The organism is Polaromonas sp., from assembly GCF_029945925.1.
Classification (GTDB): domain Bacteria; phylum Pseudomonadota; class Gammaproteobacteria; order Burkholderiales; family Burkholderiaceae_C; genus Polaromonas.
In genome coordinates this window covers 71,890-90,534 of the sequence record NZ_JAQSDN010000043.1, presented here as the reverse complement: position 1 = coordinate 90,534, position 18,645 = coordinate 71,890, and the positions used below count along the sequence as shown (strand labels likewise).

General features: G+C 65.1%; 20 protein-coding genes. 19 read left to right on the top strand and 1 reads right to left on the bottom strand.

Annotated elements, in window-relative coordinates; translation table 11 throughout:
* Positions 1-24 precede the first annotated feature (24 nt).
* From PSV40_RS14675 to PSV40_RS14625, 11 genes are all read left to right on the top strand, one after another.
* On the top strand, positions 25-435 hold the full coding sequence (locus tag PSV40_RS14675) for a DUF559 domain-containing protein (protein ID WP_300539029.1): 411 nt from the start codon (positions 25-27) through the stop codon (positions 433-435).
* 9 nt (positions 436-444) lie between these two features.
* The gene (locus PSV40_RS14670; RefSeq protein ID WP_300539026.1) at positions 445-1,641 is read left to right on the top strand and encodes an acetyl-CoA C-acyltransferase; all 1,197 of its coding nucleotides are present in this window, start codon (positions 445-447) and stop codon (positions 1,639-1,641) included.
* Between the two features lie 179 nt (positions 1,642-1,820).
* Complete coding sequence (locus tag PSV40_RS14665) at positions 1,821-2,717, top strand: alpha/beta fold hydrolase (protein ID WP_300539023.1); 897 nt, start codon at positions 1,821-1,823, stop codon at positions 2,715-2,717.
* A 27-nt stretch (positions 2,718-2,744) separates the two neighbouring features.
* Positions 2,745-3,554 (top strand): thioesterase family protein, encoded by an 810-nt coding sequence (locus PSV40_RS14660; RefSeq protein WP_300539020.1) that lies wholly within the window; start codon positions 2,745-2,747, stop codon positions 3,552-3,554.
* 275 nt (positions 3,555-3,829) lie between these two features.
* Entirely contained in the window at positions 3,830-4,597 is a 768-nt protein-coding gene (locus PSV40_RS14655; protein WP_300539018.1) for an enoyl-CoA hydratase, read from the top strand.
* Positions 4,598-4,669: 72 nt separating this feature from the next.
* Positions 4,670-5,509 carry an NAD(P)-dependent oxidoreductase gene (locus PSV40_RS14650; RefSeq protein WP_300539015.1) on the top strand — a complete coding sequence of 280 codons (840 nt, stop codon included), beginning with the start codon at positions 4,670-4,672 and terminating at the stop codon, positions 5,507-5,509.
* Positions 5,510-5,513: 4 nt separating this feature from the next.
* Positions 5,514-5,867, top strand: coding sequence for a YciI family protein (locus PSV40_RS14645; protein WP_300539012.1), 354 nt, complete (start codon positions 5,514-5,516; stop codon positions 5,865-5,867).
* Positions 5,868-5,987: 120 nt separating this feature from the next.
* Positions 5,988-6,413, top strand: a complete 426-nt coding sequence (locus PSV40_RS14640; RefSeq protein WP_300539009.1) for a YciI family protein — start codon at positions 5,988-5,990, stop codon at positions 6,411-6,413.
* A 10-nt stretch (positions 6,414-6,423) separates the two neighbouring features.
* Positions 6,424-6,963 (top strand): SRPBCC family protein, encoded by a 540-nt coding sequence (locus PSV40_RS14635; protein ID WP_300539006.1) that lies wholly within the window; start codon positions 6,424-6,426, stop codon positions 6,961-6,963.
* Positions 6,964-7,006: 43 nt separating this feature from the next.
* Positions 7,007-7,399: a VOC family protein gene (locus tag PSV40_RS14630; protein WP_300539003.1), complete on the top strand. Its 393-nt coding sequence runs from the start codon at positions 7,007-7,009 to the stop codon at positions 7,397-7,399.
* Between the two features lie 273 nt (positions 7,400-7,672).
* Entirely contained in the window at positions 7,673-8,956 is a 1,284-nt protein-coding gene (locus PSV40_RS14625) for an RNA polymerase sigma factor (protein ID WP_300539000.1), read from the top strand.
* A gap of 10 nt (positions 8,957-8,966) precedes the next feature.
* Here PSV40_RS14625 and PSV40_RS14620 read toward each other — a convergent pair whose 3' ends face one another.
* Positions 8,967-9,572, bottom strand: coding sequence for a hypothetical protein (locus tag PSV40_RS14620; protein ID WP_300538999.1), 606 nt, complete (start codon positions 9,570-9,572; stop codon positions 8,967-8,969).
* Between the two features lie 133 nt (positions 9,573-9,705).
* On the opposite strand from PSV40_RS14620, the gene PSV40_RS14615 reads away from it, so the two are divergent.
* Genes PSV40_RS14615 through PSV40_RS14580 form a run of 8 tightly spaced genes read left to right on the top strand, consistent with a single transcriptional unit; the run spans position 9,706 to position 18,631 of the window.
* Positions 9,706-10,431, top strand: a complete 726-nt coding sequence (locus PSV40_RS14615; protein ID WP_300538996.1) for a TetR/AcrR family transcriptional regulator — start codon at positions 9,706-9,708, stop codon at positions 10,429-10,431.
* Positions 10,428-11,312, top strand: coding sequence for an SDR family oxidoreductase (locus PSV40_RS14610; RefSeq protein ID WP_300538993.1), 885 nt, complete (start codon positions 10,428-10,430; stop codon positions 11,310-11,312). Before PSV40_RS14615 ends, PSV40_RS14610 begins: the two co-directional genes overlap by 4 nt.
* Entirely contained in the window at positions 11,309-12,952 is a 1,644-nt protein-coding gene (locus PSV40_RS14605; RefSeq protein WP_300538990.1) for a carboxyl transferase domain-containing protein, read from the top strand. Before PSV40_RS14610 ends, PSV40_RS14605 begins: the two co-directional genes overlap by 4 nt.
* Before the next feature lie 25 nt (positions 12,953-12,977).
* Entirely contained in the window at positions 12,978-14,159 is a 1,182-nt protein-coding gene (locus tag PSV40_RS14600; RefSeq protein WP_300538988.1) for an acyl-CoA dehydrogenase family protein, read from the top strand.
* A 14-nt stretch (positions 14,160-14,173) separates the two neighbouring features.
* Entirely contained in the window at positions 14,174-14,962 is a 789-nt protein-coding gene (locus tag PSV40_RS14595; RefSeq protein ID WP_300538985.1) for an enoyl-CoA hydratase-related protein, read from the top strand.
* Positions 14,959-16,992: a biotin carboxylase N-terminal domain-containing protein gene (locus tag PSV40_RS14590; RefSeq protein ID WP_300538983.1), complete on the top strand. Its 2,034-nt coding sequence runs from the start codon at positions 14,959-14,961 to the stop codon at positions 16,990-16,992. The genes PSV40_RS14595 and PSV40_RS14590 overlap by 4 nt, the downstream gene beginning before the upstream one ends.
* Complete coding sequence (locus tag PSV40_RS14585) at positions 16,989-18,143, top strand: acyl-CoA dehydrogenase family protein (protein WP_300538980.1); 1,155 nt, start codon at positions 16,989-16,991, stop codon at positions 18,141-18,143. Before PSV40_RS14590 ends, PSV40_RS14585 begins: the two co-directional genes overlap by 4 nt.
* Positions 18,140-18,631, top strand: coding sequence for a thioesterase family protein (locus PSV40_RS14580; RefSeq protein WP_300538977.1), 492 nt, complete (start codon positions 18,140-18,142; stop codon positions 18,629-18,631). The genes PSV40_RS14585 and PSV40_RS14580 overlap by 4 nt, the downstream gene beginning before the upstream one ends.
* Positions 18,632-18,645: the final 14 nt, after the last annotated feature.

The window sequence follows — 18,645 nt, the reverse complement described above, 5'->3', positions numbered from 1 at the left end:
AGGCAGGGATGGGGGGCAGCCGATATGCAGAACCAAGCCACTGTCAATGCCAGGACTTTCGCCAAGTCCCTTCGGCGCGACATGACCGACGGCGAGTGTTTACTTTGGCAGAGGCTGCGTGGCGAGCAACTGGGATTCAAATTCCGGCGCCAGCACCCGATGGGTGCGTATGTCGCTGATTTTGCCTGTCTTGCTCCCCGACTGATTGTCGAAATTGATGGATCGCAGCATGGTGATCGACAAGCTTATGACGGCAGGCGCGACACTTTTTTCAGCAGACAAGGATTTGAGGTGATGCGTTTCCCCGCCAATTTGCCATTTTCTGATCTGCAGTCGATGGTCGAGGCAATCTTCAATCGATTGAATGAGTTGGCCTCGGCCGCCCCCATCCCAACCTTCCCCCAGAGGGGGAAGGAGTCTGAAATTACCCCATAAAGGAAAGCCATGAAACAAGTCCAGGAAGCCTACATCGTTGCCGCCACGCGCACGCCCATTGGGCGCTCGCACCGGGGGTTTTTCCGCAACACCCGCCCCGATGAGCTGCTGGTGCGTGCGCTGCATGCCGCGCTCGCGCAGGTGCCCACGCTGGACCCGAAAGCGATCGAGGACCTGATTTGCGGCTGTGCCATTCCCGAGGGCCCGCAGGGCCTGAACATCGCGCGTATCGGTGCGGTGCTGGCCGGCTTGCCGACCAGCGTGGGCGGCATCACCGTCAACCGCTTTTGCGCGTCGGGCCTCTCCGCCATCCAGATGGCAGCCGACCGCATTCGTGTCGGCGAGGCCGATGTGATGATCGCCGCCGGCGCCGAAAGCATGAGCATGGTGCCGATGTCGGGCAACTCGCCCTCGCTGTCGCCGGCCATGTTTGCCAACGACGAGAACATCGGCATTGCCTACGGCATGGGCCTGACGGCTGAAAAAGTCGCGCAGCAGTGGAAGGTGTCGCGCGAGGCGCAGGACCAGTTTGCGGTCGAGTCGCACCAGAAGGCCATCAAGGCACAGCAGGCCGGCGAGTTCACGGCCGAGATTACGCCGGTCGAGGTCACCGACCGTTCGCCGGACCTGGAGACCGGCGAAGTCATCAGCAAAACCCGTACCGTCAGCCTGGACGAAGGTCCGCGCCCCGACACCTCGCTCGAAGGCCTGGCCAAGCTCAAGACAGTGTTCGCCGCGCGCGGTTCGGTCACGGCGGGCAACAGCTCGCAAACCTCGGACGGCGCCGGCGCGCTGATCCTGGCCAGCGAAAAAGCGGTGAAGGAACACGGGCTGAAGCCGCTCGCGCGTTTTGTCAGCTACGCGGCCAAGGGCGTGCCGCCGCACATCATGGGTATAGGCCCGATCGAGGCGATTCCCGCTGCCTTGCGTTATGCCGGCCTGCAGCAGGACGACATCGACTGGTATGAATTGAATGAAGCGTTTGCCGCGCAGTCGCTGGCGGTCATCAACACGCTGGGCCTGAATGCGGCGAAAGTGAACCCGATGGGCGGCGCGATTGCGCTGGGCCACCCGCTGGGCGCCACCGGCGCGATTCGTGCCGCCACGGTGATCCATGCGCTGCACCGGCACCAGCTCAAGTACGGCATGGTGACGATGTGTGTGGGGATGGGGCAAGGCGCCGCAGGCATCTTCGAACGGGTCTGAGTTGGGGCTACTGCGCGGGCGCATTGCGTCGTTGCAGCCCCAAGAAAATCCTCACGACCCTGAAGGTCGCTCCGGTTTTCTTCGGGCGCCCGCGCCTAGCACTGCATCCCGCTCGCTACGCCCTGGCAGTTGTGGTGGTTAAACCGGCGAAGACCGGTATGCAAATTTTGGAGACAAACATGCAACAGCAGCTTCTTGAATCGGGCACATCACAGCTCGCCTTGCGGGTTTACGAGGCCGGCACGCCTGCGCGGGCCAGCGTCGTCATTGGCGGCGCGATGGGGGTTCGGCAAGACTATTACGCGCCGTTTGCCCAGTGGTTGTCGGGCCAGGGCTTCCGGGTTACGACGTTTGACTACCGCGGTTCCGGCGAGTCGCTGCCGGGTACGCCGGATGGCTCGCTGCGTGGCTTCCAGGCCGATCTTTTCGACTGGGCCAGCGACTACGACGCGGTGGTGGCCTCGGCCAAGGCCGCTTTGCCGGATGCGCCGCTTTACCTGCTGGGTCACAGCCTGGGCGCGCAGCTGCCGGGTTTCCTGAAAAACCAGCACCAGGTCGACGGCCTGGTCAGCATTGCCGCCGGCAGCGGTTACTGGCGCGACAACGCGCCGCAGCTCAAGCGCATGGTGTTGTACTTCTGGTACCTGCTGGTGCCGCTGGCCACGCGCCTGTTCGGCTACTTCCCGGGACGCAAACTGAAGAAAGTCGGCGACCTGCCGGCTGGCGTGATGCTGCAGTGGCGCAAATGGTGCCTGAACCCGCTCTACAGCGTGGGCGCCGAAGGCGAAGGCGCGCGCCTGGCCTATGCGCAGGCCAGGTTTCCGGTGCAGGCGCTGTCCATCACGGACGATGAACTGATGACCTGGCGCGGCACGCAAAACCTGATCAACCTCTACAGCGGCGCCTCGCGCAGTTTTGAGCGCATCACGCCGGCTGACCTGGGCGTCAAGCGCATCGGCCATTTCGGCTTTTTCAGGCAGCAGTTCCGTCAGAACCTGTGGCCGCACACGGTGCAGATTCTGGAGCGCATGCGTCAGGCCCGCCCGGCGGCTGGCGTCCCCGGCACGACTGCCTGAGACCGACGGCGGCGGCATACTCCGACCATGAGTTTTCATCCTTTTGATACCGCAGTGGCCTTGCAGGCGCAGGCCGACGGGACATGTCTCGGTCACACCAGCGCGGCCTATGCCAACATGGTCGGACCCTTCGGCGGTCTCACGGCGGCGCAGGCCTTGAATGCCGTGCTGCAGCATCCGCAGCGCCTGGGGGATCCGATTTCGCTGACCGTCAACTTTGCCGCCGCGCTGGCCGATGGTCCGTTTGCCGTGAGTGCGCGCCCCGCGCGCACCAACCGCTCGACCCAGCACTGGGTCATCGAGATGCAACAGAACGGCGAGACGGTGCTGATCGGCACCGCTTTTTTCGGCCTGCGGCGCGACACCTGGGGCACCGACGAACACGCCATGCCGGCCGTCGCGGCCCCCGCCGATGTCGCCCGGGCCGGTGGCCCGACCCGGGTCGAGTGGGTCCAACGTTATGAGATGCGTTTTGCCGAGGGCGCGATTCCCACCGAATGGCACGGAGCCGACCAGGGTGCGAGCCGCACCCTGCTGTGGCTGCGCGACGACCCGCCCCGGCCGCTGGATTTCGCCTCGCTCACGGCGCTGTCGGATGTGTTCTATCCGCGCGTCTGGCGCCGCCGGCCGCTGCTGGTGCCGGTAGGCACGGTGTCGATGACGGTGTATTACCATGCCGACGCAGCCATGCTGCAGGCCACCGGCAACGGTTACCTGCTGGGGCAGACCCAGGCCCAGGCCTTTCGCAGCGGTTATTTCGACCAGACGGCGCAGTTGTGGAATGAAGCCGGGCAATTGCTGGTGACCACACACCAGGTCGTTTATTACAAGGAGTGAATATGGCCCCCACGCTCCGCACTGTCGTGTCGTCGCTGCCCCCCGAGGGGGCCGCTGCGCCTGCGGACTGGCAAAGCCAGATCCGCGGCCCCTGCTTGAAAAGACCGCCCCCACGTTCGTTCGCTGCGTGTAACTCGCTGCCCGAGGGGGCCGTTGCCTGCGGCCCGGCCCCTCAGCAGGCTCAGGACGGGCCAAGGCCGGTTCCGCGGTCCCGGCTGGCCTGGACGAGTTAGCGTCTGTATCTATTTCGTCAAACAAATACTGGAAAGCAATACATGAGCACAGACATCCTGGTCCACACCGACGCTGCGGTGATGACCATCACCCTGAACCGGGTCGAGAAGAAAAACTCCATCACCTCGGCCATGTACGCCGCCATGGCCGATGCGCTGGACGTAGCGAACGCGGACGCGGCGGTGCGCGCAGTGGTGATCCAGGGCCACGAAAGCATTTTTTCGGCCGGCAACGACATCGGTGATTTCCTCAACGGCCCGCCCGCCACCCACGAGTCGCCGGTGTTCCGCTTTCTGCGCGGCATCAGCACCTTCCCCAAACCGCTGGTGGCTGCCGTGTGTGGCCCCGCGGTGGGCATAGGCACCACCCTGCTGCTGCATTGCGACCTGGTTTATGCCGGCGACAACGCCGGGTTTTCCATGCCGTTTGTGAACCTGGGCCTTTGCCCCGAGGCGGCGTCGAGCTTTCTGGCGCCGCAGCTCATGGGTTATGCACGTGCGGCCGAGGCGCTGCTGCTCGGTGAACCCTTCACGGCCGAGTCGGCGCTCGAGATGGGCCTGATCAATCGCATCGTTCCGCCGCTTGAGGCCAACGCGCTGGCGCAGCGCCAGGCGCAAAAACTCGCGGCCAAGCCGCTGAGCTCGCTGGTGGAAACCAAGCGCTTGATGAAAAAAGGCCAGGCCGGCATGGTTGCCGAGCGCATGGCCGAAGAAGGTGTGAGTTTTGGCCGCATGCTCAAGGAGCCGGCCGCCCGCGAAGCGTTCGGCGCCTTCATGGCAAAGCGCAAGCCGGATTTTTCCAGGGTTTGAGGTCAAATTGGCCTGCAGCCCTTATGTGGTAAGCGCAGGCAGCTATTGATTGTGTAGCATTCAGGAGGCATCATGAGTTCAGTCCCCGGTCTCAAAGGCAAAACCCTGTTCATCACCGGCGCCTCGCGCGGCATCGGCCTGGCCATGGCCACCCGTGCCGCGGCCGACGGCGCCAACATCGTGATCCTGGCCAAAACCACCGACCCCAACCCCAAGCTGCCGGGCACGATTTACAGCGCGGCCGAAGCGGTGAAGGCCGCCGGTGGTCAGGCGCTGCCGCTGGCGGTGGATATCCGTGACGAAGACGCGGTGACGGCGGCGGTGGCCAAAGCGGTGGAGGCTTTCGGCGGCATCGACATCCTGGTCAACAACGCCAGCGCCATCAGCCTGACCGACACCGAACACACACCGATGAAGCGTTACGACCTGATGAACGGCATCAACGCGCGCGGCACCTACCTGTGCACCCAGGCCTGCCTGGCCGAACTGAAAAAATCTGCGCAGGCCGGGCGCAAGCCGCAGGTGCTCACCATGTCGCCGCCGCTGAGCATGAAGCCCCATTGGTTCGAGAACCACACGGCCTACACCATGGCCAAGTACGGCATGAGCATGTGCACTTTGGGCCATTCGGGCGAGTTCAAAAAATACGGCATTGCCGTCAACAGCCTGTGGCCGCGCACCGCCATTGCCACGGCGGCCCTGCAGATGATTCCCGGCGTGGACCTGAAGCTGTGCCGCAAGCCGGAGATTCTTTCGGACGCGGCCTGGCTGATCCTGACCAGTCCGAACCCGGCCACCGGCCGTTTCTACATTGACGACGAGCTGCTGGCCGCGCACGGCGTGACCGATCTGGAGAAGTATTCGGTGACACCGGGCACGAAGAATTTCATACCCGACTTCTTTGTGGACTAGAACGATGCCCTACATGCTGCTCATCCACGAACCCGTCGGCCAGCGCCTGACCCGCAGCCAGGCCGAAGGCGAGGCGGTGTACGGGCGCATGCTGAAGTTTGCCGACGAGCTGAAATCAGAGGGCGTGTTGCTTGGCGTGGAGTCGCTGGGCTCGCAGGACAGCGCCGCCCGCGTGCGTGTGAGCGCCGGCAAGCCGCAGGTGCTGGATGGCCCGTTTGCCGAAGCCAAGGAAATGGTGGGCGGCTTCTTTCTGGTGAACTGCACAACCCGGGAGCAAGCCCTGGCGATTGCCGCCCGCTGCCCCGCCGCTGAATGGGCCACGCTGGAGGTTCGGGCCACCGGCCCCTGTTTCCTCTGAGGTCGGGAACCCGAATCCAGGGGTTTCTACTTACTTCCGGTTTGTCGATTCCGCATCGGCTGCTTCGTCGTGTCCACAGGAGGCCAGGGATTCTGGCTGCCGCACACAAGGAGTACCAGGATGCGATTCATGATCATTGTGAAGTCGACGCCCGAGTTCGAGGCCGAGACCACCCCGCAGACCCCCGACGAAAAACTGATGGCTGCCATGGCCGACTTCCACGAGGAGCTGGCCCAGGCCGGCGTGCTGCTCGACGCCAGTGGCCTGCAGCCCAGCCGCAAGGGCTGGCGCATCCACTACGACGGCCAGAAGCGCACCGTGATTGACGGTCCTTTCGCGGAAGCCAAGGAGCTGATCGCCGGCTTCACCACCATCCAGGTGCGCAACCGCGAGGAGGCGCTGGAGTGGTCGCGCCGTTTCCCCAACCCTGTCGGCGAAAACGCGCCGGCCGTGATCGAGGTTCGTCAGTTGTATGAACTGGACGACTTCGAGCCCAGCGAGCAGGTCCAGCGTTTCCGCGAAATAAACACGCCCAGCCAGAAGTAAGGAGCGCGCCATGATCAAAACCACCTTGCTCACCCTGCTGGGGCTGGTCGTGCTGGCCATCGCTGTCGTCGCGGTCATTGCTTTGCAACGGCCTGACACTTTCCGCGTGTCGCGCAGCACCAGCATCGCTGCGCCGGCAGAAAAAATCTTCCCGCTAGTCAACGACGTGCATGCTTTCAATTCATGGAACCCGTATGCGCTGAAAGCCCCGGAGATGAAAGGCAGCTACAGCGGCCCGTTCATTGGGCCCGGCGCTCACTACGACTTCGAGAGCAAAAAATCAGGCAGCGGCAGCTTTGAAATCGTGCAGGTCAGCGCGCCTTCGCAGCTGAAGATGCGCCTGGTCATGACTGCGCCGTTCAAGGCCGACAACCTCATCACCTTTTCGCTGGTACCCGGAGGTCAGACCACACAGGTCACTTGGGCCATGGACGGCCCTGCGTCTTTCCTGTCGAAGTTCATGGGTGTGATTTTCAACATGGACAAGATGATTGGCACCGACTTCGACGCCGGCCTCGCCAACCTCAAGGCCAGGGCGGAGCAGGCCTGAGGGCCGCCCCTGTCTTGCCTCAACCATCCTCAAAGGAACAGCCATGACCCGCCAGATTTTTGTCAACTTGCCCATCAAGAACATGGAAAAGAGCCAGGCCTTCTTCAAGAGCCTGGGCTTTTCCTTCAACCCGCAGTTCACCAACGAGCAGGGCGCCTGCATGGTGATCAGCGAGGATCACAACTATGTGATGCTGCTGGTCGAGCCCTTCTTCCAGGGCTTCACCAAAAAGCCGATTGCCGATGCAACCAAAACCACCGAGGTGCTGATTGCCCTGTCGTGCGAGAGCCGTGCCGAGGTGGACGAGTTGGTGAAAAAGGCGCTGGCCGCCGGCGGCACCGCGCCCAATCCGTCGCAGGACCATGGCTTCATGTACAGCCACGGCTTCACCGACCTGGACGGCCATGTCTGGGAGGTTTTCTGGATGAAGAAGTAGCGCCCCCACGCTTGTCACTTCGTGTACTACGCTGCCCCCCGAGGGGGCGCTGCGCCTGCGGGCCGGCAGAGCCGGACCCGCGGCCCCTGCTGGAAAGAGAAAAGTCCTCATGGTCGCTTGTTGCGTATCCGTTGTCCTGGGCCTGTCGAAGGATCCCCCCCGAGGGGGCCGCTGCGCCTGCGGGCCGGCAGAGCCGGACCCGCGGCCCCTGCCTGACTAATACCTCTGGGTGCGCCTTACTCCCAGCTCTGGCTCTGCCGCTACCATTGATTCATGCATTCCTCCACCCATGAGGCGATTTCAGCCGTCTGGCGCATCGAGTCCGCGAAGATCGTGGCCTCGGTGGCGCGCATGGTGCGCGAGATCGGGCTGGCCGAGGAGCTCGCACAGGACGCGCTGGTTGCTGCGCTGGAAAGCTGGCCCGGCAAGGGTGTGCCGGACAACCCCGGCGCCTGGCTGATGCGGGTGGCCAAAAACCGCGCGCTGGATCACCTGCGGCACCAGAAGATGCAGGGCGAAAAGCTGGAGCAGATCGGCCATGAGCTGGAGGCGCAGGACGCGCTGGTCGTGCCCGATTTTGTGGATGCGCTCGACGAGGCCAGGCAGGACGAGATCGGCGACGACCTGCTGCGCCTGATCTTCACCGCCTGCCACCCGGTGCTTTCCACCGAGGCGCGGCTGGCGCTGACGCTCAAGCTGCTGGGCGGCCTGACCACCCACGAAATCGCCCGCGCTTTCCTGGTGTCCGAACCCACGATGGCCCAGCGCATCGTGCGCGCCAAGCGCACCCTGGCCGAGGCGCGGGTGCCTTTTGAAGTCCCGCGCGGCGATGAACTGGGCGCTCGCCTGGCCTCGGTGCTGGAGGTGGTCTACCTGCTGTTCAACGAGGGTTACACCGCCACCGCCGGGGACCACTGGATGCGGCCCGCGCTGACCGACGAAGCGCTGCGTCTGGGCCGCATGCTGGCCGGCCTGGCAAGGGGCGAGTCCGAGGTGCAGGGTTTGCTGGCACTGATGGAACTGCAGGCCTCGCGCATGGCGGCCCGGGTCGATGCCGCCGGCCGGCCGATACTGCTTGCCGACCAGAACCGGGCGCGCTGGGACCATCTCCTGATCGGCAGGGGGCTGGCCGCGCTCGACATGGCCATGGCGCTGGCCGAGTCGTCGGCCCGTGCCCTGGGGCCGTATGCGCTGCAGGCCGCTATCGCAGCCTGCCATGCGCGCGCGCCGACGTCGGCAGAGACCGACTGGGTGCGTATTGCCGCCCTGTACGACGCGCTGGCACAAACCGCACCCTCACCGGTGGTGGAACTCAACCGCGCGGTGGCCGTCAGCATGGCCTTCGGCCCGGCCGCCGGCCTGGCCATCATCGATAGCTTGCGCGAGGACAAGTCCCTGCAGAACTACCAGTGGCTGCCCGGCGTGCGCGGCGACCTGCTCGCCAGGCTGGGCCGCAACGGCGAGGCGCGCCAGGAGTTTGAACGCGCCGCGGCGCTGGCGGGCAATTTGCGCGAGCGTGAATTGCTGCTCGAGCGAGCGCAGGGGCTGCTCCCCTGACTGCATCGATTCAGGGGCCGACCAGCGCGAGGTAGGCCCGGCGCGTTTCTGGTGCGACCGACGCCAGCACCTGCTCATAAGACGTCTTGTGGCGGACCAGCAGCCGGGCCGAGGCGACGGCCTTGGACTTGCAGAACCAGTGGCAGGTGTGTTGCATCAGGAAAACTTCAGCGGACAGGGTGAAGGCCTTGTTCTTGGGCGATTGTTCGGGCGTGTTTTTCGCGGCGCGCGTGATGCCCTCGGCATGCACCAGCAGGACCTGGCGCAAGTCGAATGTCGCAGCCGGAAAGAGCCTGTCGGCGTAAGGCAGGGGCAGGGGGAGCCTGCTCACCCGTGCGGCGGCGCCTTCCACCCGGGAGAACCCGGCCACGAAGTTGTTGAACTGCTCGCACAGCTTGGTCTCGGTGCTCGTCAACAGGTTCCAGATGCTTGCGCGGCGCTCCAGATCGTCCTCGCGAAGTGCGCGCATGTAGCCTTCGGTCAGGCTTTCCATGAGTTTTTCGATCTGGTACTGGCCGAGGTGGCTGCCCAGCAGGGCGATGCGTTTGCGTTCGTAGCCCGATTTGAGCGCATAAGCGCCGGCGGCGACCATCAGCGCCAGAAAGAAGATGTCCATCAATGTTTCGGTTTTGTTTTGGGAAGGTCCCCAGTGTAGTCAGCTGGGGTTCCGGGGCCGTGCCGCAGTCCGTGTCTATTTTTACAAAGCAAGCGCTTGCTAAAAATAACGGCTTTTGTTATGGTCTGTTTCCATGGACAAAACACCTGCGCGTACCCGCCCTGCCGGCCGTGCCCTGGCCCTGCCTGCGGCGGTTGTCGCCGCCGCTGAAAAGCGGCCGCGCGGTCGTCCGCGCAAGACGCCCGGCGAACGCGACGATGGCAACCGGCGGGTGGAACTGGTCAACACCGCCGCGCGGCTGTTTCGCCGCAAGGGCTTTGACGGCACCAGCACGCGCGATATCGCGGCAGCCGTTGGCATGCACAGCGGCTCGCCCTTCTACCATTTCAAAAGCAAGGGTGCGCTGCTTTATGCCGTGATGGAGGAGGGCATGCGCTCGGCGATGGCCCGGCAGGCGGCGGCGCTGGAGGCGGCGGCGCCGTCCGCACCCGACGCGGCGGCTTTGCTGCACGTGTTGATCCGTAATCATTTCGACGTGTTGCTGGGCCCGGGCAGCGATTTCATTCCCGTGATGCTGTATGAGTCGCGTTCCATCACGGCCAGGCAGCGCGCATTGCTGGCCAGGCTGCAGGGCGACTACGAGTCGGTCTGGGAGCCGGTGCTCCAGGCCCTGAGCGACCAGGGCCGGCTGCAGGCCCCGGTGAAGCTGGCGCGCTTGCTGATTTTTGGTGCGCTGAACTGGTCGGCGCAGTGGTTTGATGCCAGAAAGGGTGCGTCGCTCGATGAGCTGGCCGACGCGGCCATGGCGCTGTTCATCGGCGAAGACCGGACGCCCTCCACAAGGAAAGCCCGCACATGACTTACCGTTCCGTCTTCAGCGCCGGCCTGTTTGCCGGCAAGGTGGTGGCGGTGACCGGCGGCGGCTCCGGCATAGGCCGCTGCACGGCGCATGAGCTGGCGGCCCTGGGCGCGCATGTGGTGTTGATCGGCCGCAAGCTCGAAAAGCTGCATGACGTGGCCGGCGAGATTGTGGCCGCCGGCGGCCGCGCCAGTTTCCACCCCTGCGACATTCGCCAGGAAGAGGCGGTGAAGGTCACGGTCGCGGCGATTGTGATTGCGCATGGCCGCATCAATGCCCTGGTCAACAACGCGGGTGGGCAGTACATCGCGCCGCTGGAAAGCATCAGCGCCAAGGGCTGGGAAGCGGTCATCAACACCAACCTGACGGGCGGCTTCCTGATGGCGCGCGAGTGTTACCTGCAGTCCATGGCGGAGCACGGCGGCAGCATCGTCAACATCGTCGCCGACATCTGGGGTTCCATGCCCTCCATGGGCCACAGCGGTGCCGCGCGTGCCGGCATGGTCAGCTTCACCGAAACCGCGGCAGCCGAGTGGGCGCACAGCGGTGTGCGCGTCAACGCGGTGGCGCCGGGTTACATCGCCTCGAGCGGCATGGACCACTACCCGCCCGAGGCCGGGGTGATGTTGCGCGAGATGCGCAGCACCGTGCCGCTGGGCCGCTTCGGCACCGAGGCGGAAACCTCGGCCGCCATCGTGTTTTTGCTGAGCCCCGCGGCCAGTTTCATCAGCGGCACCGTGCTGCGCGTGGACGGCGCGCGGCCGCAGGCGCGCATGGGCTGGCCCATGCGCCTGCCCGATGCCGAGGCGCAGCGGCGTGATGCCGTCAAGCCGTTTGACGGTTTTCATCTGGCCACGACGCCCAAGGTCTTTCAGTCATGACGGTTTTCCAGTCGGCCTGGAACGCGCAGGGCAGCGTGGCCGTGCAGCGGCGCGAAGCCATGCTCGCGCGCATTGCAGCGCTGCGTGCGCTGGAGGCCCGTGCCACGCAGGCGTCAGCCAAATCGAAACCGGTGTTCGACAAACGCGGCCAGTTGTTGCCGCGTGAACGTGTGGCGCTGCTGCTGGACCCGGGCGCGCCCTGGCTGCCTTTGTGTTCGCTGGCGGGGTTCATGCAGGACCACAAGGACCCGGTGCTGTCCGTGCCCGGTGGTGGCATCGTGGCCGGCATAGGTTTTATCCAGGGCGTGCGCTGCATGGTCGTGGCCAGCGACTCGGGCATCGAGGCCGGCGCGATCCAGGCCATGGGGCTGGAAAAAATTCTGCGTGTGCAGGAGATCGCGCTGCAGAACAAGCTGCCCTTCATTCACCTGGTGGAGAGCGCCGGCGCCAACCTGATGCGTTACCGCGTCGAGGGTTTTGTGCACGGCGGCTCCCTTTTCCGCAACCTCGCGCGCCTGTCGGCGGCGGGCATTCCGGTCGTCACGGTGCAGCACGGTTCCGGCACGGCGGGCGGGGCCTACATGCCGGGGCTCAGTGATGTGGTGATCATGGTGCGAAACCGCTCGCGCGCCTTTCTGGCTGGCCCGCCGCTGCTGATGGCGGCCACCGGCGAGGTGGCCACCGAAGAGGAGCTGGGCGGCGCCGGGATGCACACCAGCGTGTCGGGCCTGGGCGAGCAGCTGGCCGAGGATGATCGCCAGGCGCTGGGCCTGGCGCGCCAGATTGTGGCCCAAACTGCATGGTCAAATCGGCATCCAGCCCAGGCAGGACGTGCGCAAGCAGCTATGGATTCAGTAGCAAGCGAGCCGCTGTACCCGGCCGATGAGCTGCTCGGGCTGATGGCCGGCGATCTGCGCCAGCCGGTGGACATGCATGAAGTGATTGCCCGGCTGGTTGATGGCTCGGACTTCCTGCCCTTCAAGGCCCTCTACGGCGCCGCCACGGTGTGTGTGCAGGCAGCAATCGACGGCCACGCGGTGGGCATCATCAGCAACAACGGCCCCATCGACGTGGCGGGCGCCAACAAGGCCACCCATTTCATTCAGCTGATGTGCCAGCTCGGCCACCCCATCATTTACCTGCAGAACACCACCGGCTACATGGTCGGCAAGGACGCCGAGCAGGGCGGCATGATCAAACACGGTTCCAAGATGATCCAGGCGGTGACCAACGCGACCGTGCCGCAGATCACCATCCAGTGCGGCGCCTCGTTTGGTGCCGGCAACTACGGCATGTGCGGTCGCGGTTATGCACCGCGTTTCCTGTTCAGCTGGCCCAGTGCCAAAACCGCGGTCATGGGCGGCGAGCAGGCGGCGCGCACCATGCAGATCGTGACGGAGGCGGCGATGGCGCGCAAAGGCCTCCCTGTGGATGCGGCGCAGTCGCAGGCCCAGTTCGACAAGATCGTCGCCGTGTTCGAGGCGCAGGCCGATGCCTTCTACACCTCGGGTCTGCTGCTCGACGACGGCGTGATCGATCCGCGTGATACCCGCGCGGTGCTGGCGCAGTGCCTGGCCATGTGTGCCGATGCCGAAACCCGGCAACTGCGGCCCATGCAGTTCGGCGTGGCGCGCATGTGAACGGAATAGACCTCAGGAGACAAAAATGCAATACACCCACGAGCACCTCGAAATCCAGAAAATCCTCAAGCGTTTTATAGCCGCCGAGATCAACCCGCATGTTGACGAGTGGGAGGCGGCTGAAATTTTCCCCGCCCATGAGGTTTTCAAGAAACTCGGCAAGCTGGGCATGCTGGGCCTGACCAAACCCGAGGCCTATGGCGGCGCGGGACTGGACTATTCCTACGGTGTCGCCATGGCCGAGGCGCTGGGCCATATCGATTGCGGCGGCATCCCCATGGCCATTGGTGTGCAGACAGACATGTGCACGCCAGCGCTGGCGCGTTTCGGCAGCGACGAGCTCAAGCGCGAGTTCCTCGCCCCGGCGATTGCGGGCGACACGGTCGGCTGTATCGGTGTCAGCGAGCCGGGCGCCGGCAGCGACGTGGCAGCTATCAAAAGCCATGCACGCAAGGATGGCGATGACTATGTGATCAGCGGCCAGAAGATGTGGATCACCAACAGCCTGCAGGCCGACTGGATGTGCATGCTGGTCAACACCGGCGACGGCCCGCAGCACAAGAACAAAAGCCTGGTCATGGTGCCGATGCGCGAGAAGGGCAAGCTGCGCAAGGGCATAACAGTCGGCAAGAAGATCAAGAAGATCGGCATGAACGCCAGCGACACCGGCCTGATCTATTTCGACGAGGTACGCGTGCCGCAGCGCTACCTGATAGGCGCGGAAGGCTCGGGCTTCATGTACCAGATGATGCAGTTCCAGGAAGAGCGGCTGTGGTGCGCGGCCAGTTGTATCCAGTCGCTCACCAACTGCATCAACTGGACGGTGGAGTGGGCGCACGAGCGCAAGCTTTTCGGTGCGACGCTGGCCGACCAGCAATGGGTGCAGTTCAAGCTGGCCGAAATGAAGACCGAGGTCGAGAGCTTGCGCGCCATGACCTACCGCGCCTGTGAGCTGTATGTGCAGGGCCAGGACGTGACCGAGCTGGCCTCCATGGCCAAGCTCAAGGCCGGGCGCCTGAACCGCCTGGTGCCCGACACCTGCCTGCAGTTCTGGGGCGGCATGGGGTTTACCTGGGAGAACAAGGTGGCACGCATGTTCCGCGACGGCCGGCTCGCCTCGATAGGCGGCGGTGCCGACGAGGTGATGATGGGCATCATCGCCAAGTACATGGGCCTGGCCAAAAGCAGCAAAAAACCCGCTGCCTGAAGATGACCACGGCCATGAGCGACAAGCTGCAGATCACCCGCTCGGGTGAGGTCGAACACTGGACCCTTCACGACCCGGCCACGCGCAACGCGCTGACCGACGAGCTGGTGACCGCGCTGGCACAGGCCTGTGAACGCGCCGCGCAGGACAGCGCCTTGCGCTTTGTGGTGCTGCAGGGCAGCGGCGGTGCGTTTTGCGCCGGCGGGAGTCTGGGCGGCTTTGCCCAGGCCATAGGGCAGGCCTTGCCACCCGGGCAGACCGACCCGTTGATTGCCATGAACGCCGGTTTTGGCCACCTGCTGGGCAGCCTGTGTGCCCTGCCGCAGATCCTCCTGGTGGCCGCAGACGGCCCGGCCATGGGCGGTGGCCTGGGGCTGCTGTGTTGTGGCGACTTCGTGCTGGCCACGCCCTTCGCGGTGTTTGCCGCGCCGGAAGTCACGCTGGGCGTGGTGCCGGCGCAGATTGCACCGTTTGTACACCGGCGTCTGGGTGACAGGCTGGCACGGCAGCTGATGCTGTCCGGAGAAAAACTTTCCGCACAGCAAGCCCTGGCACAAGGGCTGGTGGACGAGGTTGCCGACGATCTGCCGGCCGCCGTGGCGCGGCGCATCAGCGCGCTGCGCCGGGCGGCCCCGGGAGCTGTGGCCCACACCAAGGCTTTGCTTTACATGCTGAATCAGGCTCCAGACCTTGACCTGCCTGCGCAAGCAGCTATCAAATTTGCAGCAAACCTGCGCAGCCCCGAGGCCGCCGAAGGCCTCGCGGCCTTTGCGCAAAAGCGCAAGCCCGGGTGGGCGGCATGAGCACCACGATCCCGACCACCAGCATAAGCCGCCTCTTGATTGCCAACCGCGGCGAAATCGCCCGCCGCATCATGCGCACCGCGCACCGCATGGGGATTGCCACCGTGGCCGTGTATTCCGATGCCGACGCGCAGGCCCTGCATGTGCAGGAAGCGGGCAGTGCGGTGGCGCTGGGCGGCACGCTCTCGGCCGACTCCTATTTGCGCATCGACAAGCTGCTGGCCGCCGCGAAGGCAGCCGGCGCCGATGCGGTGCATCCCGGCTACGGCTTCCTGAGCGAGAACGCCGGGTTTGCGCAGGCTGTGCTCGACGCTGGCCTGACCTGGGTCGGGCCACCACCGGCCGCTATTCGTGCGCTGGGAAACAAGGCCAGCGCCAAGAACCTGGCGCTGCAGCAAAACGTGCCCTGCCTGAGCGGTTACCAGGGCCCGGACCAGTCCGACACGTGCTTGACGGCCGAGGCGGACAAGCTGGGTTACCCGCTGATGGTGAAAGCCGCGGCAGGCGGCGGCGGCCGCGGCATGCGCCTGGTGCTGGAGCCGTCCCAACTGCAAGCTGCGCTGGCCAGTGCACGGTCCGAAGCCCTGTCATCTTTTGGCAGCGACGAGTTGCTGCTCGAACGCGCACTGCTGCAGCCGCGTCATGTGGAGGTGCAGGTGTTTGCCGATTCGCACGGACACTGCATTCATCTGGGTGAGCGTGATTGTTCGGTACAGCGGCGTCACCAGAAGCTGATTGAGGAGTCGCCGAGCCCGGCAGTGAACGCTGACCTGCGTGAGCGCATGGGCGCCTGCGCGGTCGCGCTGGCGCAGGCGGCCGGTTACGTGGGCGCTGGCACGGTGGAGTTTTTGGTGGACGCTGGCCCTCACCCCAGCCCTCTCCCAGAGGGAGAGGGGGGCAATCCGTTCTATCTCATGGAGATGAACACACGCCTTCAGGTCGAGCATCCGGTCACCGAAGCGCTGACGGGGCTGGATCTGGTCGAGTGGCAACTCCGCATCGCGCAGGGAGAGCCGTTGCCGCTGCGCCAGGACGAAGTGACGTTCCAAGGCCATGCGATCGAGGTGCGCCTGTGTGCGGAGGACGATAACTTCACGCCGCATACCGGCACGGTGATGCAATTTCGCGAGCCAGCTTTCGGCACCCTCTCCCCCGGGGAGAGGGCGGGGGTGAGGGCTCTGCGCTTTGATCACGCCATCGTCCAGGGCTTGGCGGTCACGCCGTTTTACGACTCCATGCTCGGCAAGCTGATCGTGCATGGGGCCACGCGGGCGGAGGCCATGGACGGCCTGATGGCCGCGCTGGCCGGCACGCAGGTGCTGGGGCTGCCGACCAACCGCGCTTTTCTGGCGGCGTGCCTGGCGCACCCGGTGTTCCGCGCCGGCCGGGCGCTGATTCCCTTCCTGGCCGAACACGGTGACGATATCCGCAAGACCTTGCAGGACCAGCAAACGCAGGTGGTGTTGTCCGCTGTCCTGGGGTTGCACTTCCACGGTGGCGCCGGCGCTGCGCAGGCCTTGCCCTGTCCGTTCGGCAAAGCGCTGCGCGTGTTGCATGGTGAACAGGTGCTGGCCATCACCGTGACGGAAACGGGCGCGGGCGGGCTGGAAGTTACGTCGGGCGCGCACCAGCACGCGGCCGCCTGTGTGCGTGGCAGCGACGGACGGATGCGTGTCACGGTAGACGGCCTGAGCCGCACGGTGCAGGCGTGCCGGGTGGCCGACGGGCGCTGGCATGTGCAGGTCGGCGCGACCGATGTCTGGCTCAAGGACGCGAGTTTTGAGCCTGCGGCCGGGGTTGCCTCCAGCAGCCAGGCCACGGAGCTCCGGGCGCCATTTAATGGCAAGGTGATCGCGGTCAGGGTGCGTGCCGGCGAATCGGTGAAGCGCGGCGACACCTTGCTGGTCATCGAGTCGATGAAACTCGAACATGCGGTCTGTGCGACGCGGGATGCGGTGGTGGCGGCCGTTTCCGTGGAACCCGGCCAGCAGACGGCGCCCGGTCAGCTCTTGTTGAGGTTTGAAGCATGAATCCTTCCTCCACCGATCTCGACATGCTGGCCGACATCACCGCGTCGGTCAAACGTTTCGCGCAGAACGACATCGCCCCGCACGTCGGCCAGTGGGATGACGCCGGCGAGTTTCCGCGCGCCCTGTATCACCAGGCGGCTGACCTGGGCCTGCTGGCGCTGGGTTACCCCGAGGCACTGGGCGGCACCCCGGCATCCTGGCGGCTGCGCAACGCGATGACCCTGGCGCTGTGCCGCTACAGCGGCAGCGGCGGTGTGCTGGCCAGCCTGTTTTCGCACAACATCGGCCTGCCGCCGGTGCTGGCGCATGGCTCGGCGGCCCTGCAGCAGGCGGTGATTCCGCCGGTGCTGCGCGGCGAAAAAATTGCAGCGCTGGCCATCACCGAGCCGGGCGGCGGCTCCGATGTGGCGGCCTTGCGCACGACCGCCCGGCGTGACGGCGCGGACTATGTGATCGACGGGGAGAAGGTCTTTATCACCTCGGGCATGCGCGCGGACTTCATCACGGTGGCGGTGCGCACCAGCGAAAGCAAAGGTTCCGGGGGTATCTCGATGATTCTGGTGCCTGGCGACAGCCCGGGCCTGTCGCGCACCCGGCTGGAGAAAATGGGCTGGTGGTGCTCGGACACCGCGCAGCTTCGTTTTGACGGTGTGCGTGTGCCGGCCAGCCATCTTCTGGGCGAAGAGGGCGGTGGTTTCAAGATCATCATGGGCAACTTCAACGGCGAGCGTATGGCCATGGCGGCCGCGGCGCTGGGTTTTGCCCAGGCCTGTTACGACGAGGCACTGGACTGGGCGCGCCAGCGCAAGACCTTCGGCAGCACGCTGGTCGACAAGCAGGTGATCCGCCACAAGCTGGTGGACATGCAGATGCGCATCGCCTCGACGCAGGCCTGGGTCGATGCGGTGGCCGACCGTGCCGACGCCGGCGACCAGGGCCCCGAATGGGTCGCCCATGTCTGCATGCTGAAGAACCACGCGACGCAAACCATGCAGTTCTGCGCGGACCAGGCGGTGCAGATCCTGGGCGGCATGGGTTTCATGCGCGGCACCAAAAGCGAACGTATTTACCGCGAGGTCAAGGTCATGATGATTGGCGGCGGCGCCGAGGAAATCATGAAGGACCTCGCTGCACGACAATTGGGCCTATGACCAGAACCACCCCACCGCCTGCCGGCGCCGTCGAATTCGAGCCCGAGTTCATTGCTGCCCTGAAAACACTTTTCGAAGAAAAAATTGTCTTCAACCAGGCCCTGGGCCTGAAGGTAGTGTCGGTCCGTCCCGAAGGCGTGGTTGGCCGCATCGACATGCAGCCTTCGCTGGTGGGCCACTATGCCTACAACCGCATCCATGGCGGGGTCGTGAGCGCGGGGCTCGACGCCATGGCGGGGCTGGCCATCATGGCTGCGATCGGTGCACGCCACATGGATGAAACCCCGGCCCAGCGCATGCACCGCTTCTCCAAACTGGGCACCATTGACCTGCGGGTGGATTACCTGCGGCCCGCCATCGGCGAGTTTTTTGAACTGCGCGCCGAGGTCATGCGCCTGGGTTCACGCGTCGCGTCCACCCGCATGGAGTTTCTCGGCGCCGACGGCAAGCTGCTGTCCACGGGGGCGGGCGCTTACATCGTCTCATGAAAAAAGCCGCCCGA

What these genes read in the sequence shown, in the direction of transcription:
- PSV40_RS14675 (WP_300539029.1), top strand. Translation starts at nt 25, where the DNA reads ATGCAGAACCAAGCCACTGTCAATGCCAGGACTTTCGCCAAGTCCCTT.
- PSV40_RS14670 (WP_300539026.1), top strand. Translation starts at nt 445, where the DNA reads ATGAAACAAGTCCAGGAAGCCTACATCGTTGCCGCCACGCGCACGCCC.
- PSV40_RS14665 (WP_300539023.1), top strand. Translation starts at nt 1,821, where the DNA reads ATGCAACAGCAGCTTCTTGAATCGGGCACATCACAGCTCGCCTTGCGG.
- PSV40_RS14660 (WP_300539020.1), top strand. Translation starts at nt 2,745, where the DNA reads ATGAGTTTTCATCCTTTTGATACCGCAGTGGCCTTGCAGGCGCAGGCC.
- PSV40_RS14655 (WP_300539018.1), top strand. Translation starts at nt 3,830, where the DNA reads ATGAGCACAGACATCCTGGTCCACACCGACGCTGCGGTGATGACCATC.
- PSV40_RS14650 (WP_300539015.1), top strand. Translation starts at nt 4,670, where the DNA reads ATGAGTTCAGTCCCCGGTCTCAAAGGCAAAACCCTGTTCATCACCGGC.
- PSV40_RS14645 (WP_300539012.1), top strand. Translation starts at nt 5,514, where the DNA reads ATGCCCTACATGCTGCTCATCCACGAACCCGTCGGCCAGCGCCTGACC.
- PSV40_RS14640 (WP_300539009.1), top strand. Translation starts at nt 5,988, where the DNA reads ATGCGATTCATGATCATTGTGAAGTCGACGCCCGAGTTCGAGGCCGAG.
- PSV40_RS14635 (WP_300539006.1), top strand. Translation starts at nt 6,424, where the DNA reads ATGATCAAAACCACCTTGCTCACCCTGCTGGGGCTGGTCGTGCTGGCC.
- PSV40_RS14630 (WP_300539003.1), top strand. Translation starts at nt 7,007, where the DNA reads ATGACCCGCCAGATTTTTGTCAACTTGCCCATCAAGAACATGGAAAAG.
- PSV40_RS14625 (WP_300539000.1), top strand. Translation starts at nt 7,673, where the DNA reads ATGCATTCCTCCACCCATGAGGCGATTTCAGCCGTCTGGCGCATCGAG.
- PSV40_RS14620 (WP_300538999.1), bottom strand. Translation starts at nt 9,572, where the DNA reads ATGGACATCTTCTTTCTGGCGCTGATGGTCGCCGCCGGCGCTTATGCG.
- PSV40_RS14615 (WP_300538996.1), top strand. Translation starts at nt 9,706, where the DNA reads ATGGACAAAACACCTGCGCGTACCCGCCCTGCCGGCCGTGCCCTGGCC.
- PSV40_RS14610 (WP_300538993.1), top strand. Translation starts at nt 10,428, where the DNA reads ATGACTTACCGTTCCGTCTTCAGCGCCGGCCTGTTTGCCGGCAAGGTG.
- PSV40_RS14605 (WP_300538990.1), top strand. Translation starts at nt 11,309, where the DNA reads ATGACGGTTTTCCAGTCGGCCTGGAACGCGCAGGGCAGCGTGGCCGTG.
- PSV40_RS14600 (WP_300538988.1), top strand. Translation starts at nt 12,978, where the DNA reads ATGCAATACACCCACGAGCACCTCGAAATCCAGAAAATCCTCAAGCGT.
- PSV40_RS14595 (WP_300538985.1), top strand. Translation starts at nt 14,174, where the DNA reads ATGAGCGACAAGCTGCAGATCACCCGCTCGGGTGAGGTCGAACACTGG.
- PSV40_RS14590 (WP_300538983.1), top strand. Translation starts at nt 14,959, where the DNA reads ATGAGCACCACGATCCCGACCACCAGCATAAGCCGCCTCTTGATTGCC.
- PSV40_RS14585 (WP_300538980.1), top strand. Translation starts at nt 16,989, where the DNA reads ATGAATCCTTCCTCCACCGATCTCGACATGCTGGCCGACATCACCGCG.
- PSV40_RS14580 (WP_300538977.1), top strand. Translation starts at nt 18,140, where the DNA reads ATGACCAGAACCACCCCACCGCCTGCCGGCGCCGTCGAATTCGAGCCC.